This is a genomic window from Paenibacillus sp. EKM301P (genome assembly GCF_011800295.1).
In the GTDB taxonomy this organism is placed as follows: Bacteria; Bacillota; Bacilli; order Paenibacillales; family Paenibacillaceae; genus Paenibacillus; species Paenibacillus polymyxa.
Window position 1 is genome coordinate 662298 of sequence record NZ_JAALFM010000002.1, and the last position, 26131, is coordinate 688428.

16 protein-coding genes are annotated in these 26131 nt (G+C 44.0%); 3 read left to right on the forward strand and 13 right to left on the reverse strand.

Annotated features, from left to right (window positions below):
• Positions 1-24: 24 nt before the first annotated feature.
• The 11 genes from HFD99_RS08255 to HFD99_RS08305 form a co-directional block, all read right to left on the reverse strand.
• Positions 25-852 (reverse strand): HAD family hydrolase, encoded by an 828-nt coding sequence (locus tag HFD99_RS08255; RefSeq protein WP_025364142.1) that lies wholly within the window; start codon positions 850-852, stop codon positions 25-27.
• Positions 849-2000 (reverse strand): cysteine protease StiP family protein, encoded by a 1152-nt coding sequence (locus tag HFD99_RS08260; protein ID WP_025364141.1) that lies wholly within the window; start codon positions 1998-2000, stop codon positions 849-851. Before HFD99_RS08260 ends, HFD99_RS08255 begins: the two co-directional genes overlap by 4 nt.
• Complete coding sequence (locus HFD99_RS08265) at positions 1997-3343, reverse strand: phosphoribosyltransferase family protein (protein WP_025364140.1); 1347 nt, start codon at positions 3341-3343, stop codon at positions 1997-1999. Before HFD99_RS08265 ends, HFD99_RS08260 begins: the two co-directional genes overlap by 4 nt.
• A gap of 52 nt (positions 3344-3395) precedes the next feature.
• Positions 3396-4583, reverse strand: a complete 1188-nt coding sequence (locus HFD99_RS08270) for an HpcH/HpaI aldolase/citrate lyase family protein (RefSeq protein ID WP_039268856.1) — start codon at positions 4581-4583, stop codon at positions 3396-3398.
• Positions 4584-4750: 167 nt separating this feature from the next.
• Positions 4751-5485, reverse strand: coding sequence for a TerC family protein (locus HFD99_RS08275; protein WP_013369621.1), 735 nt, complete (start codon positions 5483-5485; stop codon positions 4751-4753).
• Between the two features lie 26 nt (positions 5486-5511).
• The gene (locus HFD99_RS08280; protein WP_025364138.1) at positions 5512-6777 is read right to left on the reverse strand and encodes a TerD family protein; all 1266 of its coding nucleotides are present in this window, start codon (positions 6775-6777) and stop codon (positions 5512-5514) included.
• 102 nt (positions 6778-6879) lie between these two features.
• Complete coding sequence (locus HFD99_RS08285; protein ID WP_013369619.1) at positions 6880-7461, reverse strand: TerD family protein; 582 nt, start codon at positions 7459-7461, stop codon at positions 6880-6882.
• A gap of 31 nt (positions 7462-7492) precedes the next feature.
• Positions 7493-8068: a TerD family protein gene (locus HFD99_RS08290; RefSeq protein WP_016821472.1), complete on the reverse strand. Its 576-nt coding sequence runs from the start codon at positions 8066-8068 to the stop codon at positions 7493-7495.
• A 46-nt stretch (positions 8069-8114) separates the two neighbouring features.
• A complete protein-coding gene (locus tag HFD99_RS08295) occupies positions 8115-8708 on the reverse strand; it encodes a TerD family protein (protein WP_016821473.1) in 594 nt (197 codons plus the stop codon).
• Positions 8709-8736: 28 nt separating this feature from the next.
• The gene (locus HFD99_RS08300; protein WP_013369616.1) at positions 8737-9183 is read right to left on the reverse strand and encodes a tellurite resistance TerB family protein; all 447 of its coding nucleotides are present in this window, start codon (positions 9181-9183) and stop codon (positions 8737-8739) included.
• 490 nt (positions 9184-9673) lie between these two features.
• Positions 9674-11458, reverse strand: a complete 1785-nt coding sequence (locus HFD99_RS08305) for a hybrid sensor histidine kinase/response regulator transcription factor (RefSeq protein WP_025364137.1) — start codon at positions 11456-11458, stop codon at positions 9674-9676.
• Positions 11459-11604: 146 nt separating this feature from the next.
• Here HFD99_RS08305 and HFD99_RS08310 point away from each other — a divergent pair, with 146 nt between their 5' ends.
• From HFD99_RS08310 to HFD99_RS08320, 3 genes are read left to right on the forward strand one after another with little or no spacing between them, the layout of a single operon-like run.
• Positions 11605-12516 carry an ABC transporter ATP-binding protein gene (locus HFD99_RS08310; RefSeq protein WP_017426300.1) on the forward strand — a complete coding sequence of 304 codons (912 nt, stop codon included), beginning with the start codon at positions 11605-11607 and terminating at the stop codon, positions 12514-12516.
• Positions 12513-13448: an ABC transporter permease gene (locus tag HFD99_RS08315; protein ID WP_025364136.1), complete on the forward strand. Its 936-nt coding sequence runs from the start codon at positions 12513-12515 to the stop codon at positions 13446-13448. The genes HFD99_RS08310 and HFD99_RS08315 overlap by 4 nt, the downstream gene beginning before the upstream one ends.
• A gap of 35 nt (positions 13449-13483) precedes the next feature.
• Positions 13484-14182: a DUF4097 family beta strand repeat-containing protein gene (locus HFD99_RS08320; RefSeq protein WP_025364135.1), complete on the forward strand. Its 699-nt coding sequence runs from the start codon at positions 13484-13486 to the stop codon at positions 14180-14182.
• 84 nt (positions 14183-14266) lie between these two features.
• Here the strand turns inward: HFD99_RS08320 and HFD99_RS08325 are convergent, their stop codons facing one another.
• The gene (locus HFD99_RS08325) at positions 14267-15574 is read right to left on the reverse strand and encodes an MFS transporter (protein WP_019686267.1); all 1308 of its coding nucleotides are present in this window, start codon (positions 15572-15574) and stop codon (positions 14267-14269) included.
• A gap of 29 nt (positions 15575-15603) precedes the next feature.
• Positions 15604-26115, reverse strand: coding sequence for a non-ribosomal peptide synthetase (locus HFD99_RS08330; RefSeq protein ID WP_274597396.1), 10512 nt, complete (start codon positions 26113-26115; stop codon positions 15604-15606).
• Between the last annotated feature and the right edge of the window lie 16 nt (positions 26116-26131).

Consider the following 26131-nt stretch of genomic DNA (forward strand, 5'->3'; position numbering starts at 1 on the left):
GCGCCACGTCCCCTATTAGTTTAATCATGAAGTACGAGCCGCTGACACGCTCCCGTGCACTTCATAGACATATTCCATAATTTCATTTGCTGCATAAACCCCCGACACTTCCGTAAATCGGTAATTGACCTCTAGCTTATCCCGCTGCTGTTCCCGATACAATTCACCATGACGCGGGGCAATCGCATAGTCGGCATAATCCAGCAGACAACGGTCCAGTAAAGAGTCACCGGATGCAACCACAGCTCCCCCATTGGTGAGGTTACGGATATGCGCCACGGCTGCCTGTTTATTCACGGCCGCAGGCACCAGATATACTTTGCGCCCTTGAATGGATACCTCCCAGCCCATTTCATGCATCATCCGCGCCTTCTCCAGCACCTGTTCCAGCGGCATCCGATCCCGTTCAATTACAAAAGCATAAAATAGTTCATCGCAAAAACGCTCGTTTACGACCCAGTCTTCATGAAGAACCTGTCCGAACACCTGACGTGCCTCTTCCGCATGAGCACCATCGCGGCGTACTTGTTCGTGAATACGTCGGTTCCACTCTCGGTCCACCTCGCCTCCGACGATGATGTTTCCGCCATTACTCGTCACGGCATATGCGGGAACCAGCTCCGTCTGAAACACGGTGATTCGTCTATACTGTTCCATGGTCCGAGTCGTCACAGGCATAAACATGACATCTGCCGGTAGTGTCTTGAGCCATTGCAAAGCTTGTGTAGAAATAAAGGCCGACGTCGCCCCATCGATCTGTTCCGCAGGCAACAGACCAGGGGACTCCAGCGGCACGCCAAGCGAGCGTTTGGAGTAAATCAGCGTCTGATCCAGGTCACTGGCGTAGATCATTCTTGTCCCCCCTTGAGCGGCTTGATGATTCCGCAACAGGAATAGGTCAATCCTTCAAATACCTCAACAGGCACTCCACGATCCTTGGCCAGCAGCATAATATGCTGAAGATTCGGATTATCTTCACGGTCAATCAGAATTTTCCATGGCACCCTGCGGAGCAGTACGCGAGTCGTCTCCCCCACTCCCGGCTTGACCAGATTAATATCCCGAATCCCAAATGCCTGCTGAATCGCCTCAATATCCCGTAAGCCCTGCCACGTCACGACAGGCGGATTCAATGTCATCTGTTCCGCATAGGCAGCCGCCGTTTTAGCCACGGCTTGAAAATAACCGGACACCGTATCCACAAACGTATTGGATTGATCCACCGACCGCCAGGATTCATAAAATTTAGCCCCATGAAAATCGTCCGGACCTATCAGATCATCGCGTAATACCGTCCGGCTCATCAGACCTGATACGGTTGAATTCAGACAAGCGCTCGGGATTAAATAATCTTCTCGTGTACCAAAGGTCTCCGAGCAGCTGCCCGGATCGGCCAGCACCGCCAGATCATCATTTAGGCGCAGCCCGTAATCTGCATTCATCTCACGGCAGGCCTCGATCAACACCTGACGAATGGCGCCTTTCCCCGTCCAGCCATCGACAAACTGAAGTTCAATCCCCAGCCCATGCTGCTGTAGAATGTACAAAATAGCATTCCGGTCAATGCCTTTGCCACGAATAATAGAAATACTGTAATGCGGCAAGGATACGCCATATTTCCAGTCAATATAACGCTTGATCAGGATACCAATAGGCGTCCCTGCTCTGGCAAGAGAAACAATCGCCGTGTTTAGGCCTCTTTTTCTCACAATCATCTCAGCCACAGAAGCTGCCGCTAATGCAACCTTTTCGGCAGATTGGGCAAGCGTGTCGTGAAACAATCCAATATACTCTGCTGTGGGCTGATATTCCACTGGCAGCATTTCTGAATAATGGACGCCCGACTGTATCGCTTCTTCCCGATCCTCCGTCCCTTTTTCCAACGCAACCCGGCTCAAATCCTTTAATAAAAAAGTGACATCCGAGGCAGGATAACTGCCTAGCGGTACGGGCGGATGAATGTTCTTCTGCTGTATTTGCTCCATAAGTGCTTGCTTCATATCCGCGCTCCTTTACTCTCCTGCCTAGTTAAACCATTAAAATAAACGACATGCACTTTATCACAGCCCAGACGGCTCAATGCCTCCAACATGGGCTTCATTCGCTCTGGGTCCGACTCTCTTTCCAGCAAAACGAATATTTCGTCATACTGACCTGGCTCTACATTATAAATAAAATTGCGTACCGTACTGTCCTCAGGTGAGGGATAGGTCACACCACTTGCGACGCCATACCCTTCTTCTCTATGGGGATACACCGGGCTGCGTGTGGTGGACTGATAATATACGTTCGGGCCTAACTCCGCTGCAATCCGCATTGGAATGTACATGAATTCCCCCGTACCCATTACCAGTGTTCGTTGTCCTGAACGAAGTTGGTTCAGTCGTTCAGCTGTGTACGCGATTTCTGCATCCAGCGCTGGATTGTCGGCGGATTGTAGACCAAAACGGCCAGTATATTTAAGATAAGGAGCTGTATTGGCGTACCCGTCGGTAGATATGGAGGTATGTGATATCCGCTCAAAAGCGGAAGCATCCTCTTCAAAACAGCGGTCAATTGTTCCAGAAAAATCTTTATTAACCTCTGCGGTGCTAGTGGCTGCATGCTCTACATTCCCGGTCTGTCCGGCATATTCTGCGTGATCCAGTATCGGTGTTCCCTGTATTTCTATCTTTCCTTTGAGCAAACTTAGAGGCGTAATCCTAATATCTAGCTCTGCTTCCAGATCAGCAAAAGCTCGCTCGTCGCTGTCTGTCCGCCAGTCCAATAACGAAGCTATCACATACTGTTTGCGCGGAAAATGTTCCTGAATATCCCGTATAATATTAAGCGTTGTTTTTCCCGTCGTAATCTCATCATCTACCAGCACAATGGGTCCATCTCCGGCAAAAGCATCCTCATTCAGTGCATAACAACGATGATCAACAGCATGAGAATGCTCTTCTTCAAACCGAATAATAGGCCGAAGGCCCGGAATATCCTCGCGTGTCGTATGAATATACGTGGCACCGCCATCAAACAACCGATACATGCTGTGTCCCAGTGCTGTAGCCGTCTCGGCAAAACCAACAAATTTAATCGGTTCTGGAAAAGAAAAAGCCAAACGCTCATCCATCAGCTTTTGATAGGCCTCTTTTGCATAATTCGGGTCAAGGAGTCCTCTCACGGCCTCTCCAATCAGTTTATCCATCTGTTGTCCTGACTGTGGGACAAGCTCTTTATATAGGAGGATCGCCAGGGCCGCCCCACTTAACAGAGAGGTGTATGGATTTACCGGAATATGCTTGCCCAGCACCTTGCTGACAAACAAAAACGAACGCTTTTTGTTGACCCGTGCCGCCATTGCAAACAGCTTGTCCACAGGAAGACGGAATGAGTTATGAGTCTCCGTAATTTTAACGCTGAACTGCTCCAGAATTGGCAGCAGATGTGTTTTCGTGGTTGGGTAAGAGACTGACAAAATGTTGTTGTTCATGTAACACCCCGTATACTTTAGATCTATTTATAATACGATAAGCCCAATTCAAATGAGGCTTAATTTCATTCATCTTATTGGCATAGGTGCTCTTGAATACCCCCAGGCTACCGTCGTTACGTTCAACAATTTCAAGTGCATCCATATACTCTTCATGGGTCACCGCATACATGGCCTGTACCGGCTTAATGTGGGACGGATGAATGATCGTTTTGCCAATAATCCCATTCTCTTTATCCATCATGACTTCGCGAATCAGTCCGTCCACTGCATCTGAGATGAAGTCCATTCGCAAGTAGCGTCCCGGCTTCCCAAATGCGTCTTCGAAGGGCGATACTCTTAATTGAGGTTTAAAGATACGTTCTCGGTGAGAGAAATACTCCCATACAGGACCGGAAACGACATAGTCCGAGTCCACGCGTCCGAACAAGTTAATAATATCTGCGATGCAATCCCGAATGACGGCAATTTCATAAATCGTAATATCCGGGCTGCGTCTCAGCCCATACAGACTGGAGAAATCGGTGGCCCCAATTCGTACATTCAGCACATATTCCTGAACCTCATCCAAAATTTCTTTAATCGCCAGCAGTTCTTTCCAACGAGTTTCCCGATAAATAATTTTAGAGCTTTCGAGAATCGGCAATCCATACAACACAGGCGTACGGCTTGCGTCTCCTGCCCCTGTATGCATAGTCCGGTTATATTCAGCAATGAGTGCAAAATACGCCCGTCCATTATCAGAAGAGAACTTGGGGAGGACAAAGCCCGTGAGCAGCGCCAGGGTTTCTCCCAAACTGTTCAGCAGTCGTTCCAGCTGCTCCACAGAGCGCACACGTACAAACAGCAAAGGTAATTGCTGTTCACTCATCACCCCTGTCCGTACATAGGACAAGAGTTGAAGCAGTTGCTGTGCCAGCGATTCTTCGGCCTGTCCGACCTGCTGATCCCCTATAGCATCCTCCAAGTCCAGAATGACTGTGGTTAGTCCTTCATGCTTTCCATTTTTGATCTCTTCCGCTACCTCCGAGCGGGTTGCCGGCATGTACAAAGCCGCTCCTATGGCATAAGCCAATATATTTTTGGGTGAACGGTTATGAAACTCCATCGGTGGAGTACAGAAGATCGCTTCTACTTCCTCAGAGGTTAAATCATTAAAATATTTCAGGGCCCTTCCCCTCCTCTTGCTCTATCTCGCCTGACTGAAGCCCTGTGCCTCGGGTATAAAAGAAATCCCCCCTTAGTTTCAGGAGGGATTTCGCTATACTTTGTACATTAAGCCTCTTTGTCGGCCTTTTTCTTTCTTTTCGCCGAGCTAAGAATCATTGTGCCTACAAAGACGGCAATCAAAATGCCGAAGAATAATACTTGCGACATATGAAAGCCAAAAGCAGCAGCCAACATTTTACCCCCAATAATGGCGATCATAATAAAGGCTGTCTGTTCCAGTTCCGGAAATTTATCAATGAGCTTGAGGAACACTTGTGCAACACCACGCATCATCAGAACGCCGAGTATACCACCCAGGAACAGAACCCATACTTTCTCGCTCACACCAAAAGCGGCAATGACACTGTCAATACTGAAGGCAATATCCATCAGTTCGACCATTAATACGGTTTTCCAGAAAGAAGTAGGTTTGTTTTTCACTTCCCCATCACCCTCGGACTTGAATAAGCCCTTGTAAGCGATGTAGAGCAGATAAGCCGCACCCAGCACCTTAATCAGCGTGAACTTAATCAGGAAGGTACCCAAGCCGATGGCCAGAAACCTGAATATATACGCACCTAAAATCCCGTAAAATAAGGCTCTCTTCTGCTGCTCTTTTGGTAAATGCTTAACCATAACTGCGAGAACCAAGGCGTTATCCGCCGACAAAAGACCTTCCAGCAAAATGAGAGTTCCAATAATCCCCCAACTCACCGGGTCAGTAAGCGTACCTACCACATCACTCCATGAAAAGAAATGCCCGTAGTTCTCGCTGATATTTTTAAATAAATCATTCAACATGAAAAGAGTGCCTCCGATAATTCAATTTATTTACTACCCTGCGTCCAGCGCATGCCCCAGTTATATGCCTGATCCATTTCACGATGACCGCCATAAAACTGTACGAGTCTCTCAATACTAAACGTTTCATCGTTCACATTTTGGATCATTGCAATCGCACACATCCCTTTGCGATTGTCATGTTCATTCATATGAACGATAATGTCTGGCCCGTCCTTCTGGTACAGCGTGACTACCCCATCTGCTTGTGACCAGTTCGTGACTCCTTCATAAATGAAGGTAAACACCAAAATTCGCTTAATTTCAGAAATTTTAGCCCCATTAATGCGGAGATTTTCCCCTGTTTTCACAGAGCCCGTACGGTCGTCACCATCCAGAGCAATGTACGGGAAGCGACTTAGAGAACCGAAAACTTCCCCAAGCGCCTGAACGACACCTTTATCCCCGTTCTTCATCTCATACAAGCAGCCCAGATCCAGATCGACACCCTTGGAGCCACGACTGAAAAAGCCCTTGCTCTGCTGTACCTGATTCCAGTTCAGATTGATTAGGATTTCACCTAATCCGCCTGAGCCCTTTTTCAGGTTAATGGTATCTCCCTTTTTCTTCAGCTCAATTTTCCGCAGATTCAGATTTACCGGAGTTGCAGATGGCTCTGGCTTTGGAACAGGAGGTGCAGGCGGCGGTGTGGGTACTGGTCGAGGTGCTGGAGGTGGTGTAGGCACCGGCACCGGAGGGGCCGGATTATTTTCCACTTCAATGCCGAAATTTTCACACAACGCATCCAATCCACCGGAAAAACCTGCGCCTATCGCATTAAATTTCCATTCACCGTTATGGCGGTACAGCTCGCCTATTACAATGGCCGTCTCGACTGTAAAGCCACTATCCAAATTAAATCGTAAAACCTCTCCACTTATCGGATGAGCAAAACGTATAAATCCGCCTTGAACCTGTCCAAAATTTTGCCGTTTCTGATCCGCATCATAAATGGTCAGCGTAAACGCAATCTTCTCGATATGTGAAGGTATTCTGGTTAGGTCCAGGGAAAATTGTTTCTTGTCACCAAACTGTTGTCCATCTGAATAGGTGATAAAAGGTGTAGTCGGATTATTGTAAAAGATCAGATCCTCATCGCCTGATACTTTCCCTCCAGGGCCCAGCAAAAATGCAGAAGTATCAAGTTCCAGAGCCGCTGAAGACTCCCAACCGATCCCTATGTTGACATGGCTCAGGCCCGGATTCGTTTTGGTCAAATCCACCTTCTGCCCCTTTACTACGATAACAGCCATGATTGTGTCACCTTTCTGTCCGTTTGTCGTGTTCAGCGTACGCCCTTCAATGGCTTAAAAAGAAAGAGGTAGCGCCCTTTGGACACCACCCCCATGTGGATATTATTGAGCGTCCAAGCCATAGTTTTTAGCAAGCGCACCCAATCCACCAGCAAAACCACTACCGATAGCCTGGAATTTCCAGTCTGCATTGTGACGGTAAAATTCACAGAATACCACAGCTGTTTCGGTGGAGAAATCCTCTCCCAAATCGTAGCGCAACACTTCACGATCCGTTGCCGCATCTACCACACGTACAAAGGCATTGGACACTTGTCCAAAGTTTTGCGCACGTGCCTCATAGTCATAAATCGTAACTGTAATTCCAATACGATGGATATTTGCAGGAATCTTTGCAAAATCAATAATAATTTGCTCGTCATCCCCGTCGCCCTCACCTGTGCGGTTATCGCCTGTATGAGTAACAGCACCCGCTCCACCTGTTGGGTTATTATAGAATACAAAATCGTCAGCTGCCTTCGCTTTACCGTCCTCATATAGCAGGAAAGCCGAAGCATCCAAGTCAAATTCTGCGCCGCCACTATATTTATTGGTATCCCAGCCAAGACCTACGACAACACGAGTCAAGCCTGGATTCGTTTTGGTCAGATCAATACGTTGTCCTTTGGAAAGACTAATCGTCATACTGCATACCTGCCTTCTTTGTGTAGATTTTTTAAGCTAAGCCGTAATCACGTGTCAAGCCTGCAAGACCATCCTGGTAACCGCTGCCAATGGCATTGAACTTCCACTCACCGCTATGGCGATACAACTCGCCTACCACGACGCCTGTTTCGATCGAAAAATCTTCTCCCAGATCAAAGCGAACCAATTCTTCATTGTTTGCCTCATTTACGATACGTGCGTAGGCACGGGACACTTGTCCAAAGTTTTGGCTGCGTTCTTGTGCATCATAGATCGTAATCGTAAAAGCGATTTTTTCTACGTTAGCAGGTACATTGCTCAGATCAACTTTAATTTGCTCGTCATCTCCGTCACCTTCACCTGTGCGGTTATCTCCGGTATGAACGACAGAACCGTTCTCGTTTTGTGGATTATTAAAGAAGACGAAGTTCTTTTCCGTTTCCACTTTGCCGTCCGCATTCGCCAAAAATACGGATACGTCCAAGTCAAAATCTTTACCGCCATCGTACTTATTGGTGTCCCAGCCGAGACCAACCGTGATTTTGGACAAGCCTGGGTTTGTTTTCGTCAAATCGATTTTTTGACCTTTAGATAAGTTAATTGCCATGAGTAAGTACCCCGTTTCTCATTAGTTTTGTATGAGCAATCTAAAATTACATATAACGCTGAGCCAGCACATCAATATGTACGGCATGGGTGCCTGCACCGATTGCAGCAAACTTCCATTCGTCGTTATGGCGATAGAGTTCTCCGCAGATCAGTGCAGTCATTCCCTCAAAATTATCAGATAAATTAAACGTCACCAGTTCCTTAGAATTAGCACCGTCCAGAATGCGGATATACGCTTTCTCGATCATGCCGAAATCCTGTTTCCGGTTTACGCAATCATATATATTCACAACAACAAGCACTTTATCGACATTGGCCGGAATCCGTGCCAGGTCAATCATAATTTGTTCATCATCGCCGTCACCTTGTCCGGTCAGATTATCACCGGAATGCACGACTGAGCCGCACGGGCTTTTTTTATTATGGAAGCATACTACATTGTCAGATTGAGTTAGTTTCCCGTTGGCATCCAGCAAAATGGCAGAAGCATCACAATCAATATTGGGTTGCTTCTTGAAACCAAAAAATCCTTTGGACTGCACGGGGTCCCATCCCAATCCGGCTATAACCTTGGTTAGTCCTGTGTTTCCCTTGGTCAAATCAATTTTCTGGCCCTTGACCAGATTAATTACAGCCACTGATTAACACACCTCCCTTCCATAAAATTTACAGACTAAATTCAGACGGATTCAAACCAAGCGCACCACAAATCTCAGCAACAATCCGTTGCTCATTGGCATCAAAGTCACCGTCAGCTGCACCAATGGCACTGCATACGCCGACGACAAGTCGACCTACTTCAGGCTTGCCTTTCAATTTACCAATCGCTTTCAATGCTTCCTGTTTGCCGATTTCAGGTGAAAATTCAAAGTTTGCTACATAGTGATTGAAACGGTTGATGACCTCACCCATATCAAACACTTTCAATTCCTCACTGATATTTATGTATCCGGCCATTTTTGTTTTTTCTTCCGGACTAATAGTACCGTCTGCAAATGCCACTAATGCACAACCTGCAACAACAGCTTCCATAAAATCTTTGTTCTTAAATTTCTTAACCTGGTCGCCCAGTCCTTTTTTAGTTGTATTCAACCAATTTTTAAATGTACTCATATTTCCCTCCACAATTACGTATTTGGGTATAATCTATCCTAGTTAATTTCTTCCTTTACTATAACCTGAATTACGATCTTATTCTACAATAATATACAAAAATGCGGTAAATCCGATCTACCTTTTGTAGGTATCCTCTCTATCTTTAGCCCTATTTTCTGTCGAAAGTATCTCTTCCATTATCACCCATTTGATAGCGCAAATGCAAGTTTGTAGAATGGTAGACTTCTATGGATATGCAACAAAATACAGTTGCTATTCTACATATACGGTTTTGCTAAGGTAAACGTTGCACATACTTGCGGATCACAGCATACAAAAATAGCGTCGACCAAATTTAGGACGACGCTATTTTCACTTCAATCTATTAGGTTCGGTCGTATATAGCTACTCTTTTAATTCCGAAGCTGAAAACCTCTGTCTAATGTAGGATATCTCTTTCACGTTGTTTAAACAAGTGACACACGCAGTCTACCCATCTTGCATTTTATTAATAGTCTGTAAGCAACTCTGTTTTAGCTTTTTCAATCGCTTCGTCACGGCTTTGCACTTGCATTTTTGAGTATATGGTCGAAATATAGTTTCGAACCGTTCCTTCAGATAAGTGAACCTTGCTTGCAATTGCTTTATAACGGTGTCCTTCAGTTAAACAATGCAGAATTTCCAACTCCCGCTCTGTCAGTCCATAAGGATTCTTCATCGTCCCTGTCATTTGCTGAAACAATGTACTTGCTACTTCTTGGGTTATCATCGTTCCTCCGTGATGCACTAGCCGTATCGTATTAGCCAGCTCTCTTGGATCAATTGATTTTAGTACATAACCTTCAGCACCCAAAGCAAGTGATTTCGTAGCATACGAAATGTCATCAAAGGTGGTGATCATAATTACACGTATGTTAGGCCAGCTTTCTTTAATTAGCTTCGTCGCAGTAATACCGTCCATCTGGGGCATATGTACATCCATTAATACAACGTCTGGCGGGTCGCTGGCACATTGATCTACAGCAACGTTTCCGTCTTCCGCCGTTTGAATTCGAAAATCAGGTTCGTTTTTGAGCAACAGGCCTAAACTGTCCCGAATGAGTAATTGATCATCCACCAACAATACCTTGATCTCTGGATTACTAACATCTGTATCCTGAAGCAATGGTATAGAACAGGTCACAATCGTTCCTTCGCCTTCTTTGGAATGAAGGTATAGCTTGCCTTGAAGAGACGAAAGCCGCTCTTTCATTCCTGAAAGACCAAACCCGAACTTAATTTCGTCACTTCCCTTCCCATTGTCCTGCACCTGCAAAATGATCTGGTTACGGTCGTAGTGAAGAAGCACCTGAATAGAATTGGTATGCCCATGTCGGCTGGCATTAGTCAATAATTCTTGTAAACAGCGGTACAAGGTCAGTTTTGACTGTTTTATGACAGGAAGCGGCTCCCCCATCGTTCTGAACACAACACGAATGGCAGTATTCTTTTTGAATTCATTAATGATATTTAGCAAGGATAGATCCAAAGATGGATCCTCCTCCATAGGGTCCATCTGATGAACTTGCTTTCGGATATCTTCGAGCCCTGTGCGACCAAGTTGAAGAACAGACTGCAATCTTTCAGTCCCCTCTTCAGAAGAGATATAAGGCCGTAATGTTTCCATACCTAAGATAATGGAAGTGAATGTATGGCCAATCGAGTCATGCAACTCGCGAGCCATGCGGTATCTTTCTTCCAATAGTGTCATTTGTTCAACCTGAGTCGAATACTGCTCCAGGGTTTGATACTGCTTTTTTATTAATTCGAGTTTTTGTTTGATCCGATCTATAGAACGAAATGCCATTTGTAATCCGAAACCAATACCGTATACAAACGAAGCATCCACTAGGTTCTGGAATACGTCTTCTATCGTCCAATGAAACGCCCCTCTTCCTCCCAGACAAAACATCACCAACGCAAGAGGAAAAGTTACCGCATGTGAACGGCCACGGCTATAAAACGAAATCGTAAAAACAGCTGGCAGAAATAGTCGGACAAGCTCATATTGATGAGCAAATAGCAAAGAAATTCCACCCACTAGAAATACTTCCGCCAACAAATACCAGCGGTAATGAATTCGATCAATGAACAAAGGTATTGAATAGCAAACGAGAACAGAGATAAATACAACAGTGAAAGGGAAAGATGGGCGGTCTTGATACGATAGCAAAACAAAGCAAATCAACCACAAGATTCGGAATACAGCAACAATCCATTCCTGCCAAGACCAGCGCATATTGCATCCAAGCATGTAAGTACCCCATTCTTCTTAAATTAAGGTAATTTTTTCAATCTTTTCACATCATAACAAGGTCATGACATTTTGTCACTAGGGAGTATGACTGCACTCCTGATACTTTATAGACAATCAAACTGTTGGCGGGGAGGGAATCGTTGTTGTCACTATTACAGATTCGTAATTTAAGTAAAAAGATTGGAAAGAAAACCATTGTTGAAGGACTGTCCTTGGATGTAAAGGCGGGGGAAATCATGGGTCTTGTTGGCCCAAATGGAGCGGGCAAGACGACCACTATTCGGATGATCGTGGGGTTAAGTTCAAAATCGGGAGGCCAGGTATTTATCCACGGCCAAGATATTGATCGCTCCTTTGAAAAGGCAATGAGACATGTTGGAGTTATCGTCGAAAATCCAGATCTGTACAAATATTTATCCGGCTATGACAATCTGATTCATTTCTCAAGAATGTCTCCAGGGGTTTCTTCGGAACGTATTCAGGAAGTAATCTCGCTCGTCGGACTTGAGGACAGCATTGATAAGAAAGTGGGAACTTACTCTCTAGGAATGAAGCAGCGACTGGGATTAGCCGTTGTACTGGCCCATAAACCTTCCTTACTTGTACTTGATGAGCCTACCAATGGTTTAGACCCAGCAGGAATAAGAGAGCTTCGGGAACATTTAATCAATCTGTCTCAAAAAGAAGGCGTTGGTGTTCTTATTTCTAGCCATCTTATGGCTGAAATGGAACTGATGTGTGATCAGGTAGCGATTTTAAATAAGGGAAAACTGATTGGTATCCATAATGTAGCTGAGATGATGGATAATCGGCTTGCTCCTGTTCGGTTTGAAGTAGACAGACCCGAATTGGCTCTTCCTGTATTCCAGTCCATGCTGGCGGGGAAAGAAATTATTGCAGATCAACAAACTCTACAAGTTGACATTACAAAGGATCAAATTCCGGGTATTACAAAGAAACTTATGGATACGGGGGTGAACATATACAGCGTTCAGATTACGAAACAGACACTAGAGGATAAATTCATTGAAATCACAGGGGGAATTGAAAAGTGATTCAGTTAATTCGCAATGAAAACATGAAGATTTATAAGCGTAAACGTACCTGGCTTATCATCATACTGCTTATTTTGTATGTATTAATCCAGATGGCTAATTTAAAAAGTTCTGGTATGACTGAGTACAATGAAGGCTGGAAAACACTCTTACAGCATGAAAATTCAAAGCTAACGAGAGATGCGGCAAAATCAGATGCTCTACCCATTGAGAAAAAAATGGCAGCAGAAAAAATTTTGATGAATCAGTATTATTTGGACCATAACATCGCTCCTCAATCCAATGCTTGGAGTTTTACAGTGAGCCAATCCAGAAATTTAATTGTAGGTATCTCTCTTTTAGCTCTTATCGTGGCTGGCGATATTGTAGCCTCTGAGTTTTCTGCCGGTACAATCAAATTTTTACTGACACGTTCAGCTACACGCTCAAAAATTTATTTTTCTAAATATATTGCAACTCTCTTGTTTGGAATATTTTTGGTTTTGCTTACTTTTCTGGCTGCCATATTTTTCGGTGGATTAATGTTTAGCTTTAAGGGGATCGGCGATCCCTACTTCTTCGTCAAGGATCAAACCATTCAGCAGGCAGATATGATTCAAGCCTTGTTAGGAGGGTTTTTATTTAATATACCTTTTATGGTTATCGTGTTGACATTTGCATTTATGATTTCTGCAGCATTTCGCAGTGTTACATTTTCTATTGTGTTCTCTATGCTGGCAGCTATAGCAGGATTCGTCCTGAGTATCACCATGAATGGATGGCCTTGGACAAAATACTTTGTGTTTTCCAGTACAGATCTCAATCCTTATTTTTTTGGAACGACGCCAGTGGAAGGAATGACCTTGGGCTTCTCACTGTTCCTCCTTCTACTTCATCTGGTCGCTATGCATCTCGTTTCATATCCTATTTTTACAAAACGGGATGTAATCTAAATCTATACTAACTATTCTGAAACGGAGTGATTGTAATGAAATGGCTCACTACTTTAGTGATGATCTCAATGTTACTGTTAATTACAGCCTGTTCATCCAAACCTGCAACATCTTTAAACAAGGAACTTGAATTATCATCTGCCGGTATTTCCAGCTTAGTTCTAGATAATAGCAACGGTCAAATTGAAGTTGTCGGAAACAAGAATACAGATAAAATACAAGCCAGTGTCGTTGCTAATGGCAGCAACATGGATAAGCTAAAATTAAGTCTGGAGGGAAAAGATGGTGTAGCTACTCTTAATACTTTTTTCGAGGGACAATTCATGTCAACAGGTCCCCAAACAGTTGATGTCAAGCTAACCATTCCGGAAAAAATGAAACTAGAAATTAAACATCCACATAGAGATGGAGATATTCAAGTAACGAATTTAGCCTCGGATGTAAGCATTGAAAATGTGAATGGTAATATCACGCTTAAAGAAATCGGTGGAGCCATTGATTTAACCAACAGAGATGGTGGGATTACTATTCAAAATAGCTCATCTGATGTCAATATTGAAAATGTAAACGGACATATTCAAGCAGATAAAATAGGGGGTACTGCATATATTGAGTTAGGTGACGGCTCTCTGGATATTGATCAAGTTGCAAAAGATGTTGTCATTATTCAGAGCGGCAATGGAAAAGTAAGCATCGGTGATGTGAAGGGGAAAGTGACTCAAAGCAAAAAATAACTGAAAGACCAAAAGGCCAACATAAGTTGGCCTTTCCATTAACATCAGGTCCTTCAATCACATCATCATGGGCAGAAATTCAGTTTATAATGCTGATACTCGTTCTTTTTCACCTACGCTATTAAGGACTGGTTCGGCATTTTGACTGAAAAAGTTACGTAATGCTTTGTTCTTATGAGCCATGATCCCCATCACCAGAGCAACTATTCCCGATGCCAGAGGAAGGTATACCCAATGGATTCTATCCAATAGTATTCCGTACAACCCGATTCCGAGCGGAGTTGCTAGCATAGTGATCGAGCTGATTACACCAAACACCCCGGCTCTGATATGTTCTGGAGTATACAGCTGCACATAAGAAATCATGGGAACATTGCTCATTGAATTAAAAAATCCGGTTACTGCCAAAATCATAATGAAGATGAACGTCATCTGTATCAGGCTTCCTGATGTTGAGGGAAACAATAATGGGAAACACCATGTTAGGAATAAGATGGCTTGAAGCTGAAACAGGATAAATATTTTGGTAATAACAAATTGATGTACTTTCCGACGTGAAACCACAATGGCTCCCGCAATGACTCCTACGAACCAGGCTCCTTGAATAACAGATAGTTGCTGAGCTGAAAGTTGAAGTTCCTGATAAGTCACATACGGCAGCACAACCTGGACTAATGGAGCGAGCATAAAATTGATACCAACAAAGATAACAAGTAAATACATTATGGCTTTTTGCTTGTTTATATACGCAAACACATCTTTGACACTGTCTAAATAACTTGAGGATACCGTTTGTTCATCAGTTTTCCTAAATTGTAACCATAGTTGCATCAATCCGGCCGAAATAAATGTTATTCCGTTAATCATCACAATCGTTTCCAAGCCCCAAGCTCGATAAGTTATGGCACCCAGGATCGGGCCCAGTACATTTATGATTGCTCCTATACTTTGATAGGAAGAGTTTACGCTATGAACGTTGTCTCTTTCCACTAAGTTAGGAATTGAGGCGTTCAGCGTTAGGAACGTAAATGATTGAATTAGGCTTAATATAACGGAAAACACGGCAAGTAACATGACATTGGTTGAATCCAACAAGAAAATGGGTAAAAAGATTAGTAGCGCTATTCCGCTTAATATTTCGGTTATGACAAGCACTTTCTTCTTATTGCTCCGGTCTATAACTACCCCTGCAAAAATATTGACAAATACTCCGGGCAGAATGGACAAGCCTAACACCATTGAAAATACAGTGGCCGATCCGGTGATATCCAAAATATATAGACTTAAAGCAAACTTAAAAATCGAACTTCCTAGCTCCGATATAAGCCTGGTCACAGAAAAAATAAATAGGTTCCGGCGAGCATAAAACGAAAATTCCTTTGGCTGATTCATGAGATCCCCCTATTCGGTTAGGGCAAGAGTTACAGAACGGTTGCCCAGCGTCTTTCCAATTGCTCCAAGGCACTTTGTAGATGATTCCGTACTATACTTTCGTCTTCTGAAAAAGGTAGAGTTAGTGCCACAAACAGATTAGACTCGCTATCATGCCAAACTTCGCATAAGATTCGTGTTCTTCCTTCAACATTGACATTACCCAGATCCACCGTTTGTAGGAGTTGATGCTCACTTCTCAGCTCACCAAGGAAATTAAATACAATTGGCATTCTATCCAAAGCCTGCTGCAAGTATCCTCCAGATAAAGGATAATCGTTCTGTACATCCGGGTTATACATTAAGTTAGCAAAGCTGATATTATGTTCAGCTGCCCATTGAACACTTTGGCGAACCTGCTGTTCTAGAGATACCAGGTTTTGGTCTAAATTTGTTAGTATCGGGATATGATCCACAAATTCACCAATAACATCATAGTAACGCTTCTCTCCAAAGCTTCGGCCATACTGCGTTACCCAAATGGGTACCTGACTAAGCTCGAAATACATTTTACAAAAAGCAGTGAACGTAAAGAATGCAACCTCCCAATGACTTGTGTTGTCCAAGTGAACTGCTCTCTCGGAAGATTTCAAATCCCAAATGACAGTTGTATGCCCTTCAAGTACTGCTTTTTGACTTACAAAATCGGTTATACGACCAATTGCACGATCAAACTTATCTAGATTATAGGTAGTAGCTAGTTCCAGATCATCAACACCCTGAGGTCCTTCCATAATATGAGCTGTAAAATCAGAGTAACGATTTCTGCTCCCTTTAGGCGTTTCCTTTCCAGCTCGTACACATTCATAATAAGTGTTGAACTGGTGCTTAATAATCTCACTGCTCATAAAGTCAAAGATCGAGTGCGAAAAAGGTAATATAAGCATGTAGTCTTTCAGATTCTTTTTCACAATCAATATCCGATATAAGAGTGAATTGCTCAGTTCATGCTGCCTGTAAAAATAAGGCCAGACGATATTATTCAGAATCACTTGCTGTGTATCTTCATCGTACATAGAGATATCAACCAGTGGTACAGGAAGATGATCTGGTGCTTCCCTTACTTGCCACTGCAATTCTCCGTTTTCTTCACACAGCGTACTTCTCATCAAATCCTGCTCTCGAATAATCTGCCGAATCGCTTCTTCCACATATTCCATGTTCATATGTTTTTCTAGCGGAATAATCGTGCCAGAAATATCACTATGTTGGAGATGGTAACGTTGTGTTGGAGAAACAGGCAGCCTCTCTATCACTCCTAGGCTTAAAATAGCTTTGGAGAAAACGTCCAAATCATTGTCAATTCTTTCTGTCCATATGCTCTTAATGTCTTCAAGATTGGCCTCTTCCAGTCTCAGGGTTTCTTCTCCATGCCAAGTGATGTAATGAGGCTGAATTGATTCATCGCATTTCATGTCCAACAGTTCCATAATCTCTTTTTCAAAAGAAATGGCTCCATCTTCTAGATGCAGAACGATATAAGATTTTCCATTGAATTGCTCTTGTTGTAACCATCCCTTAACGTTCAGCTTTTGATGCAGCAACGCTATAATTTGATCAAATTGTTGAGCAAGTGCAGAATGGTTTTCTTCCATCCCTTCCACATGTAGTGCCAACTCTCTGACCGTAGGGTATTGATAGATACTGCTCAACCGTAATTCACTACTCCAAATCCCCTGTAACCTGGATGCAAGCTGAATAGCCGTTAAAGAATGTCCTCCCAGTTCAAAGAAATTATCGTCGATACCCACATGTTCAATACCAAGTACACTCATCCAGATCTCAACTAATTCCTTTTCCAGCTCACTGCTTGGCTCCACATATTCCGTTCCGGTACCAAATTCCAGCTCAATCTCTAATAGCATACGACGATTAATCTTACCACTCGACGTGAGCGGCATCTGATCCAAGAATACAAAATAGGCTGGAATCATATACTCTGGAACTGAGACAGATAAATTTTGTCGCAACATTGCCGTTGTCACATGAGGTTCGGCAACAACATACGCCCCCAAACTAGGCATCCCCGTTCGGTCATCAGCACGGGCAAGTACTGCCGCTGCCCGAACTCCATCATGCGCAAGCAAAGCCGCCTCAATCTCACCCAGTTCGATCCGATATCCGCGGATTTTCACCTGATGATCGATTCTGCCCATATATTCGATATTTCCATCCGGCAACCATCTGGCCAGATCCCCTGTTCGGTACATCCGTCCTCCCGGCTCGTATGGATCTTCTACGAACTTCTCTTCCGTCAATTCCTCCCGATTCACATATCCTCGCGCTACACAGTCGCCTCCAATATGCAGTTCGCCAGGTATCCCTATCGGTTGCAAACGGTCCTTCTTATCCAAAATGTACAATTTTACGTTATCAATCGGCTTCCCGATCGGAATGCTCTCCGGTTCATGCTCGACAGGACAGTCATAATACGCCACCTCCACGGTCGCTTCCGTTGGCCCATACAGATTGTGCAGCGTGGCACCGCCGCCTCCTATCAGACAGTTAAACCGACGCACATGCTCTGTCATCAGCGCTTCCCCGCTGGCAAATACCCGTCGTACACTGCGCATTTTCCCCGCAGCTCCGCTGTGTTCCATGTATTCCAGAAACGCGCCCAGCATCGACGGCACAAAGTGCAATGCCGTTACCCGGTTAGACTCAACTGTTTCAGCTATTGTGGCCGGGTCCTTCTCTCCTCCCGGCTCCAAAAAGCATACCGTTGCCCCCTGGATGGCCCACGAGAACAATTCCCACAACGATACATCAAAGGTATACGGTGTCTTTTGCAGGATTACATCCTCCGCTCCAAACGGAATCCGCTTTTGCATCCAGTGCAGACGATTGATCAGCGAGGCGTGCTCAATCATGACTCCTTTAGGCTTACCCGTAGATCCCGAGGTGTAAATCACATACACCAAATCCGTCGAGCGATTGATCGATTCCGGATTCTTTTCTCTTTCTGTTTGCTCCTTTTCCTGTACCAGCAAATCTTCGATAGCGATCAGTTCCCTGGTTGTTCCATGACAGCGAAGCTGCTCCACTAACTCCTGCTGGGTCAATAAAATGGATGCTCCACTGTCCTCCAGCATGAACGCCAGTCGTTCTTCAGGGTCCTCTGGATTCAGCGGCAGATAGGCTCCACCTGCTTTCAAGATTCCTAGTAGTCCGATAATCATCTCCAACGATCGGTGAACCGCGATCCCCACCACACGATCAGGTCCTACTCCTTTTTCCCGCAGCACATGAGCCAACCGATTCGCTTGGGCATTCAGCTCCCGATACGTTAACTGCCGTCCTTTGTAAAGGGCTGCTGGATGTTCCGGTGTTCGCCCCACCTGCTCCTCAAACAATTGATGGATTGTCTTCGCTCGCGGATAGATCGCTGTCGTATTGTTAAATTCATTCAAAATCACTTCTTTCTCCGGTAAAGAAGTTACTTCAATCGAGGATATACTCATCTCTGGATTATCCACGATTTGTCGGACTACGCCATTTAGATGATTTTTTATACGTTCCACAAATTCTCTACTTAAGGTATCAGCGTTGTACAGAAATTTAATGTTCAGTTCGTCTTTCAGGGAAACAATAAGATTAAAGTCATAGTTTGTCTGTTCATAAAAGGCCATATCTCGCACATGAATTTTCAGATTGTGCTTCTGTAGCGCCTCTTCTTCGCCATACTCAGGGTAATTTTCAAACACAATAATATGATCTAACAGGCTTTGCTTCAGTGTGGTTACGGACTGAATGTCCGCTAATGATGTGTACTCATACTTAACAGATTCGATGGAGCTTTGTTGAGCTCTCTTGGCCATTTCAATGAAGCTTTCATTCTCCTCGCCATAAATTCGCACGGGAATAGTATTAATGAAAATACCTACCATGCTCTCAATGTCTGGGATTACTGGCGGTCGCCCTGAAACTACGGCTCCAAATACTACATCGTTGGTATTGTTATATCTTTGAAGCAATGCCCCCCATATGGATTGGAACAACGTGTTGACTGTAATCCGATTATGAGATGCAATCTCTGTTAATCGTCGTGTCATTGTTTGGTCTAACGAAAATTCCAGCTGACTCGTCCGGTAACCACCTTCTTTAGCCTGCAATTTGAACGTCTTCGGTATAACTGCACATTGCGCATATCCATCCAAAGCCTGTTTCCAATATTGCATGGACTCCCCTTTGTCCTGCTTTTCCAGCCAACGGATATAAGTTGAATAAGCAGGGGCTGTCTCAGACTTAAGCGGTCTACCATTTTTCAAATCTAGATACATGCTCATAAAATCGTGGTAGACAATTCCTACGCACCATCCATCCATAATCATATGATGGAAGGTCCACATCATAAGGAACTTATCAGGAGTTGTTTTTAATACATTTATACGTATTAGTGCTTCATTGGATAAATCAAATCCACGCAGAAGATCTTGTTTTTTGTGATCCTCAAGATAAGCGGTAATTTCTTGCTCATCCATCCCGGTAAGGTCATAAAACTGAAACTCTGCATGTTGATGTTTACGCACTACTTGCCGAGGTTCACGTATACTGGTAAACACAAAATTCGTACGTAATACTTCATATTTTGCCAACAATTCTTGAAAACTCTGTTCCAGAAGTTCCTGCTGCAGTTCACCTTCCATTTCAATCGCTACTTGTTCCACATAAGCTGTAGTTTCTGGCTCCATCATGTAATGGAACAGCATTCCCTGCTGCATAGGTGTTAACGAGTAAATATGCTCTACTTGTTCAGTCCCACCAAACTGCTTGAGAATCTGATCTAACTCAGGAATAGAGAGAGTATGGTCTTGGTAATCAGATGGTGTGAGAACCTTCTGTGAAATGCTTGTACAGTGATTAATTAACATTTTTAAATGCTCAATATACATAAGGGATAATTGTTCAATAGCATGGTCTGCATGCTCGCCACGAATATATCCAAATTCAAGTAACAGTTGGTCTTGGGAAACAATACTATTAATGTCCAGTGTAAAATGACTTTCTGCCCCTTCACCAACAGAACGTCCCGGAGATAGCGGTGACGATTCAAAGCTCCCCTCTTGCGTACCATCCATAAATTGTCCCAGATAATTAAAACTGATTTGTGGCTGTATGTTAAAATCTAAATCTTGAGTATGTTCCACATCGGTCAAATACTTCAGAACTCCGTAGCCAATCCCTCGATTAGGGATATGCCGAATCATTTCCTTAGTTCGCCGAATAACAGATGAAATATCTTCACTATCCCTCATATCCAGAACAATAGGAAACATCGAAGTAAACCAACCTATGGTTCGAGTAACATCTATCTCCTCCATAATCTCTTCCCTGCCATGTCCTTCAAGATTAATAGCGAAGATTTTACTACCCGCCCATTGTTTAATAGCCAATCCAAGTGCTGATAACAATAAGTCATTAATTTCGGTATTATAGGCCTGATGAGCAGTTCCAAGCAGTAGCTGTGTATCTTGCTTGTCCAACCGGACAGCTATGCTCGTTCTTTCTTTTTTCACTCCACCCTCATCAGTAACTGTGCTCTTCTGAGGAAATGGAGACTCACATTGAACACCTTCAATTTGCTGCCAATATGCCTTCTCCTTCAGTAAAGTCCGACTGTTCGAATACTCTGCAAGCCGGTCGGACCAATACTGAAAAGAGTCCGTTTTATCCGGCAAAGCGATATCTTCACCCTGTAATGCCTGGGTATATGCGCTCTCCAAGTCTTCCAATAAGATTCGCCAGGAGACCCCATCAATAACCAAATGGTGAATAGCAATCAGCAAATGCTGGCCTTGATCTGTTTGGAACAAGCCAACCCGGATCATCTCACCTGCTCTTAAGTCCATGGTAGCCTGTAGCCGACTCGCCTCTTCCTCAATCTTGCTTTCAGCATCGTTATTTCCTTGTAGATTATAAATATTTAAATGAAAAGGCCTTAACTGCGTCTCCGTATGGTATTGGCAAACAGAACTCTGACCAATCTCATACGCCATTCGTAGGGCATCATGGTGAATAATAATATTCTCCAAAGCAGTCTTTAGGGCTTCTTCATCAAATACACCACTAGTAAACAACATAACTGCTTGATTAAAATGGTTCCGATCATCCTGTACATTTTCGAAGAACCATCTTTGGATTGGAGTTAGCTGTACCTCACCTGTTACCGCCTTCTGGTCAATGATTCTGGTACGACGTTGGACATATGGTGCTACTTGCTGAACAGTAGGGTGCTGAAATATGTCCTTCATATCCAGCTTTAATCCCTCTTGGCTCAACCTTGCGATAACTTGAATGGCCTTAATAGAGTCTCCTCCAAGGTCAAAAAAACTGTGACTAATTCCAATTCCCTCTTGTCCCAGCACGCCTTCCCAAATTTTAACCAACTTCTCTTCCGTAGGGCTTGTTGGTGGTTCATACAGCGTGCTCAAGTCTAAGTTAATATGAGGCTCTGGCAGTTTCTTCTGATCCACCTTGCCATTAGCGTTCAGCGGCAAACTGTCCAGCAGGATTAAGCTGGATGGCAACATGTAATCTGGTAAATACTTCGCCAAGTAACGGCGAATAGCTGAAGTATTTAATTCCCCATCTGTCACCATATATGCAGAAATACGATTTTGACCGGATGGATCCGGTTTAGCTACAACTATTGCCTCTTTAATGCGTTCATGGGATAGTAGCCGATTTTCAATTTCTCCAAGCTCTATACGAAATCCCCTAATTTTCACCAGATGATCTTGGCGGCCTACAAATTCAATATTTCCATCTGGAAGCCATTTTGCAATATCTCCTGTTTTGTACATTTTCTCGCCTGGATTAAATGGATTGTCTATAAACTTTTCGTTTGTAAAATCAGGTAGGTTCAAGTAGCCCTGGGATAGTGCATCCCCTGCTATACAAAGCTCTCCCGGTATACCAATAGGCTGCAATTTAAGATTTTTATCCAGAATATACACAGTAGTACCTGTAATCGGGGCTCCAATCGGAATTGTACCTTTCCGTTCATGAATCTGATCTACACCATAACAGGTAGCAAAGACCGTGCTTTCGGTAGGACCGTACATGTGCAGCATTTTATGGGGCCCGATATGTTCAAACAACTTGCTCACATGCGGTAGCGAAACCCGCTCTCCACCAAAAAGTATTTTGCGAATTGTAGTAAAGCATTCAATATTGGTTTCTATCAACGTGTTAAACAAGGCGGTAGTAATAAAAAATACCGAGACATTTTCATTTCGAATCAAGGAAGACAGTTTTTCTGGATTCAGCATATTCTCTTTACGTAAGAGAACCAGCTTAGAACCATTGACCAGAGCGCCGAATATATCAAAGACCGACCCATCAAAGGCATAGTTGGATAACTGCAAGAGAATATCCTGTTCCGTAAGATCGATATAATTGGAGTTTTTAATCAATCTCTCCACGTTATAATGCATGGTCAGATTCCCTTTTGGTTTACCTGTTGAGCCAGAGGTATATAGCACATATGCCAAATCATCCGGTTCATTCACATAAGGTAAGTTACTAGAATCCAAATCCTTAACGATAGTATCGAGCTGATCCAAATCAAGGATTTCCCCTGCAAACGCATCTGCTCCTGCCTCTTTTATGAAAGTTGATTCAGTCAGGACATGATGGGAAGCCAATAATAGTGTTATCTTGCAATCGTATAGCATCAGACTAATTCGCTCCGCAGGATAATCTGGTGCCACAGGAACATACGCACCCCCAGCCTTTAAAATCCCTAGGATTCCGACTATCATTTCAAAAGATCGCTCTACCATCATGCCTACAAGCGTATTGGCCTGTACTCCTTTTTCTCTAAGCACTCTGGCAAGCTGATTCGCTTTATCGTTTAACTCGCTGTAAGTCCATTGTTGTTCTTCGAACGATACTGCGACACGCTCCGGCGTCTTCGCTACCTGCTCTTCAAAGAGCTGATGCAGCAATTTTCGGTTATCTTTCTCGTTAGAAGCGGGTACCGTATTAAATTTCGTTAACAAAATCTCTTCTTCGGATGCAGTTACCATGTTTACGTTGCCAATCCGTGCATCCGCAGAGTCCACAATAGTCTGTAAAATCTGCAAATAATGCTTCGACATTCTCTCAATACTTTCTTTGTAAAACAGCTTATTACAATAATCAATTCGAAAAGAGAGTCCCTCTTGATCCGCTTCTGCTGTTAACGTTAAGTCAACTTTGGCTATGCCAGCTTCAACAGAATAGGGCGATATGGATATCCCGTCAGCTTGTAAGCTTACCGAATCGGTATTTTCTAGAGAGAACATCGTATCAAACAGAGGATTTCGGCTTAAATCCCTGTGAAGTTCGAGCTTATCCACAAGATCTTCTATTGGATAATCCTGATGTTCGAATGCTTCCAGGCTGCTTCTTTGCACCTCCAGTAAAAATTGCTTGAGCGTTTTGTCAGCAGCTGGGCGGTTGCGCAGCACAAGTGTGTTAACGAACATCCCCATAATATTTTCTAAATCCGTATGATTACGACCTGCTATTGGAGACCCTACCACGATATCTTCCTGGCTTGAATACTTATGCAGCAATACGTTGTAAGCCGATAGCAGTACCATAAATAAAGTGGTCCGATTTTCTGTAACAAATTGTTGTAGACCTTCACGAAGTGTCTTATCAGCTTGAAAAGAATACCGGTCACCTTCAAAGCTTTGTACTTGAGGTCTCGTGAAATCAGTTGGTAGATTAAGGACAGGAAGCTCATCCGAAAACAAATCTAGCCAGTATTGTTCCTGCTTAATCAAGTGTCCTTCTTTGATCCACTCACTATTCCAAACGGCGTAATCTTTATATTGAATACGCAATGGTGGCAGTGAGTTCCCGTGATACAATGTCGTGAAATCATTAGCCAAAACGCTCATGGAAACACCATCTGCAACAATATGATGCATATCTACCATCAAAATATGCCTATTGTTCGAAATACGCACCAGCTTCGCCCGCAACAATGGAGCCTGACCTAAGTCAAACGGTCTTACGAACGTTTTGAATATCGCTTGAATCTGTTTGTCCTGTGCTTCTATTCCGATATCATCAGCTTGTTGGAAACTCAGTTGAAATGGAACCTCACTATGAATTTTTTGTACTGGCTCCTCTGTGCCCCACTCAAATGATGTCCGCAATGCCTCATGCCTATCTATTAGATCCCTGAACACTCGCTCCAGCCGCTGGATGTCCAGTTCTCCCTCCATCAGTAAGGCAAAGGGCATATTGTATGCTGTTTCTGCTCCTTCAAACTGATGTAAAATCATTTGTCTCTTTTGAACGGATGTCACCGGATAAGAATCACGTAGCTCGGCAGGAGCAATATCCATCACCGTCCCGGCTGCAACCTCTGATCCGCAGATCAAAACACTCATTTCTTCGATGGTCGGATGTGCAAAAATATCACGAAGTGGAATCTCAACTTGGAGCAGCTTATTGATTCGAGACATGAGTCGAGTCGCCGTTAGTGAATGTCCACCCAGTTCAAAAAAGTTGTCATGTATACCGATGGACGATATGTCCAGCAACTTCTCCCAAATCTCGGCCAGTTTTCTTTCCGTTTCGTTTCTTGGTGCAACATAGCTGGTGGCTCGCATCCCATGATCCGGTTCGGGTAGCGCTTTACGGTTAACTTTGCCACTGGACAGGTGCGGCATAACATCTAGCCGAACGAAATGACTTGGCACCATGTAATCCGGTATAAGTGCCTTCAAATGTGCCCTTAAAATAGATGTGTTCAAACCTTCTCCGCTTTCAACATATGCGCATAAATATTTGCTGCCATCTCGATCATCAAGGGCAAGTACCGTCGCCGCCCTGACACCTTCATACGCGAGTAAGGCCGCTTCAATCTCACCTAGTTCGATCCGGTAGCCCCGAATTTTCACCTGATGGTCAATCCGACCCATATATTCAATGTTTCCATCCGGCAGCCATCTCGCCAAATCTCCCGTCCGGTACATCCGTCCCTCTGACGTATATGGGTCTTCTACGAACTTCTCCTCCGTCAGTTCTTTCCGATTCACATATCCTCGGGCTACGCAGTCCCCTCCAATATGCAGCTCGCCCGGTACGCCGACTGGCTGCAATCGGTCTTTATGGTCCAAAATATACAATTTCACGTTGTCAATCGGCTTCCCAATCGGAATACTCTCCGGTTCCTGGTCCGCAGGACAGTCGTAATACGCCACCTCTACCGTTGCTTCGGTCGGTCCATACAGGTTGTGCAGCGTAGCTCCTTCGGTCCCAAGCAAACGGTTAAATCGGCGGACATGCTCTGTCATCAACGCTTCCCCGCTGGCAAATACTCGCCGTACACTCCGCATTTTCCCGGCGGCTCCGCTGTGCTCGATATACTCCAGGAACGCTCCCAGCATGGATGGCACAAAATGGATTGCTGTTACCCCGTTGGCCTCCACCGTTTCGACTATCGTTGCCGGGTCTTTCTCGCCTCCTGGCTCCAAAAAGCATACTGTCGCTCCCTGAATCGCCCACGAGAACAGC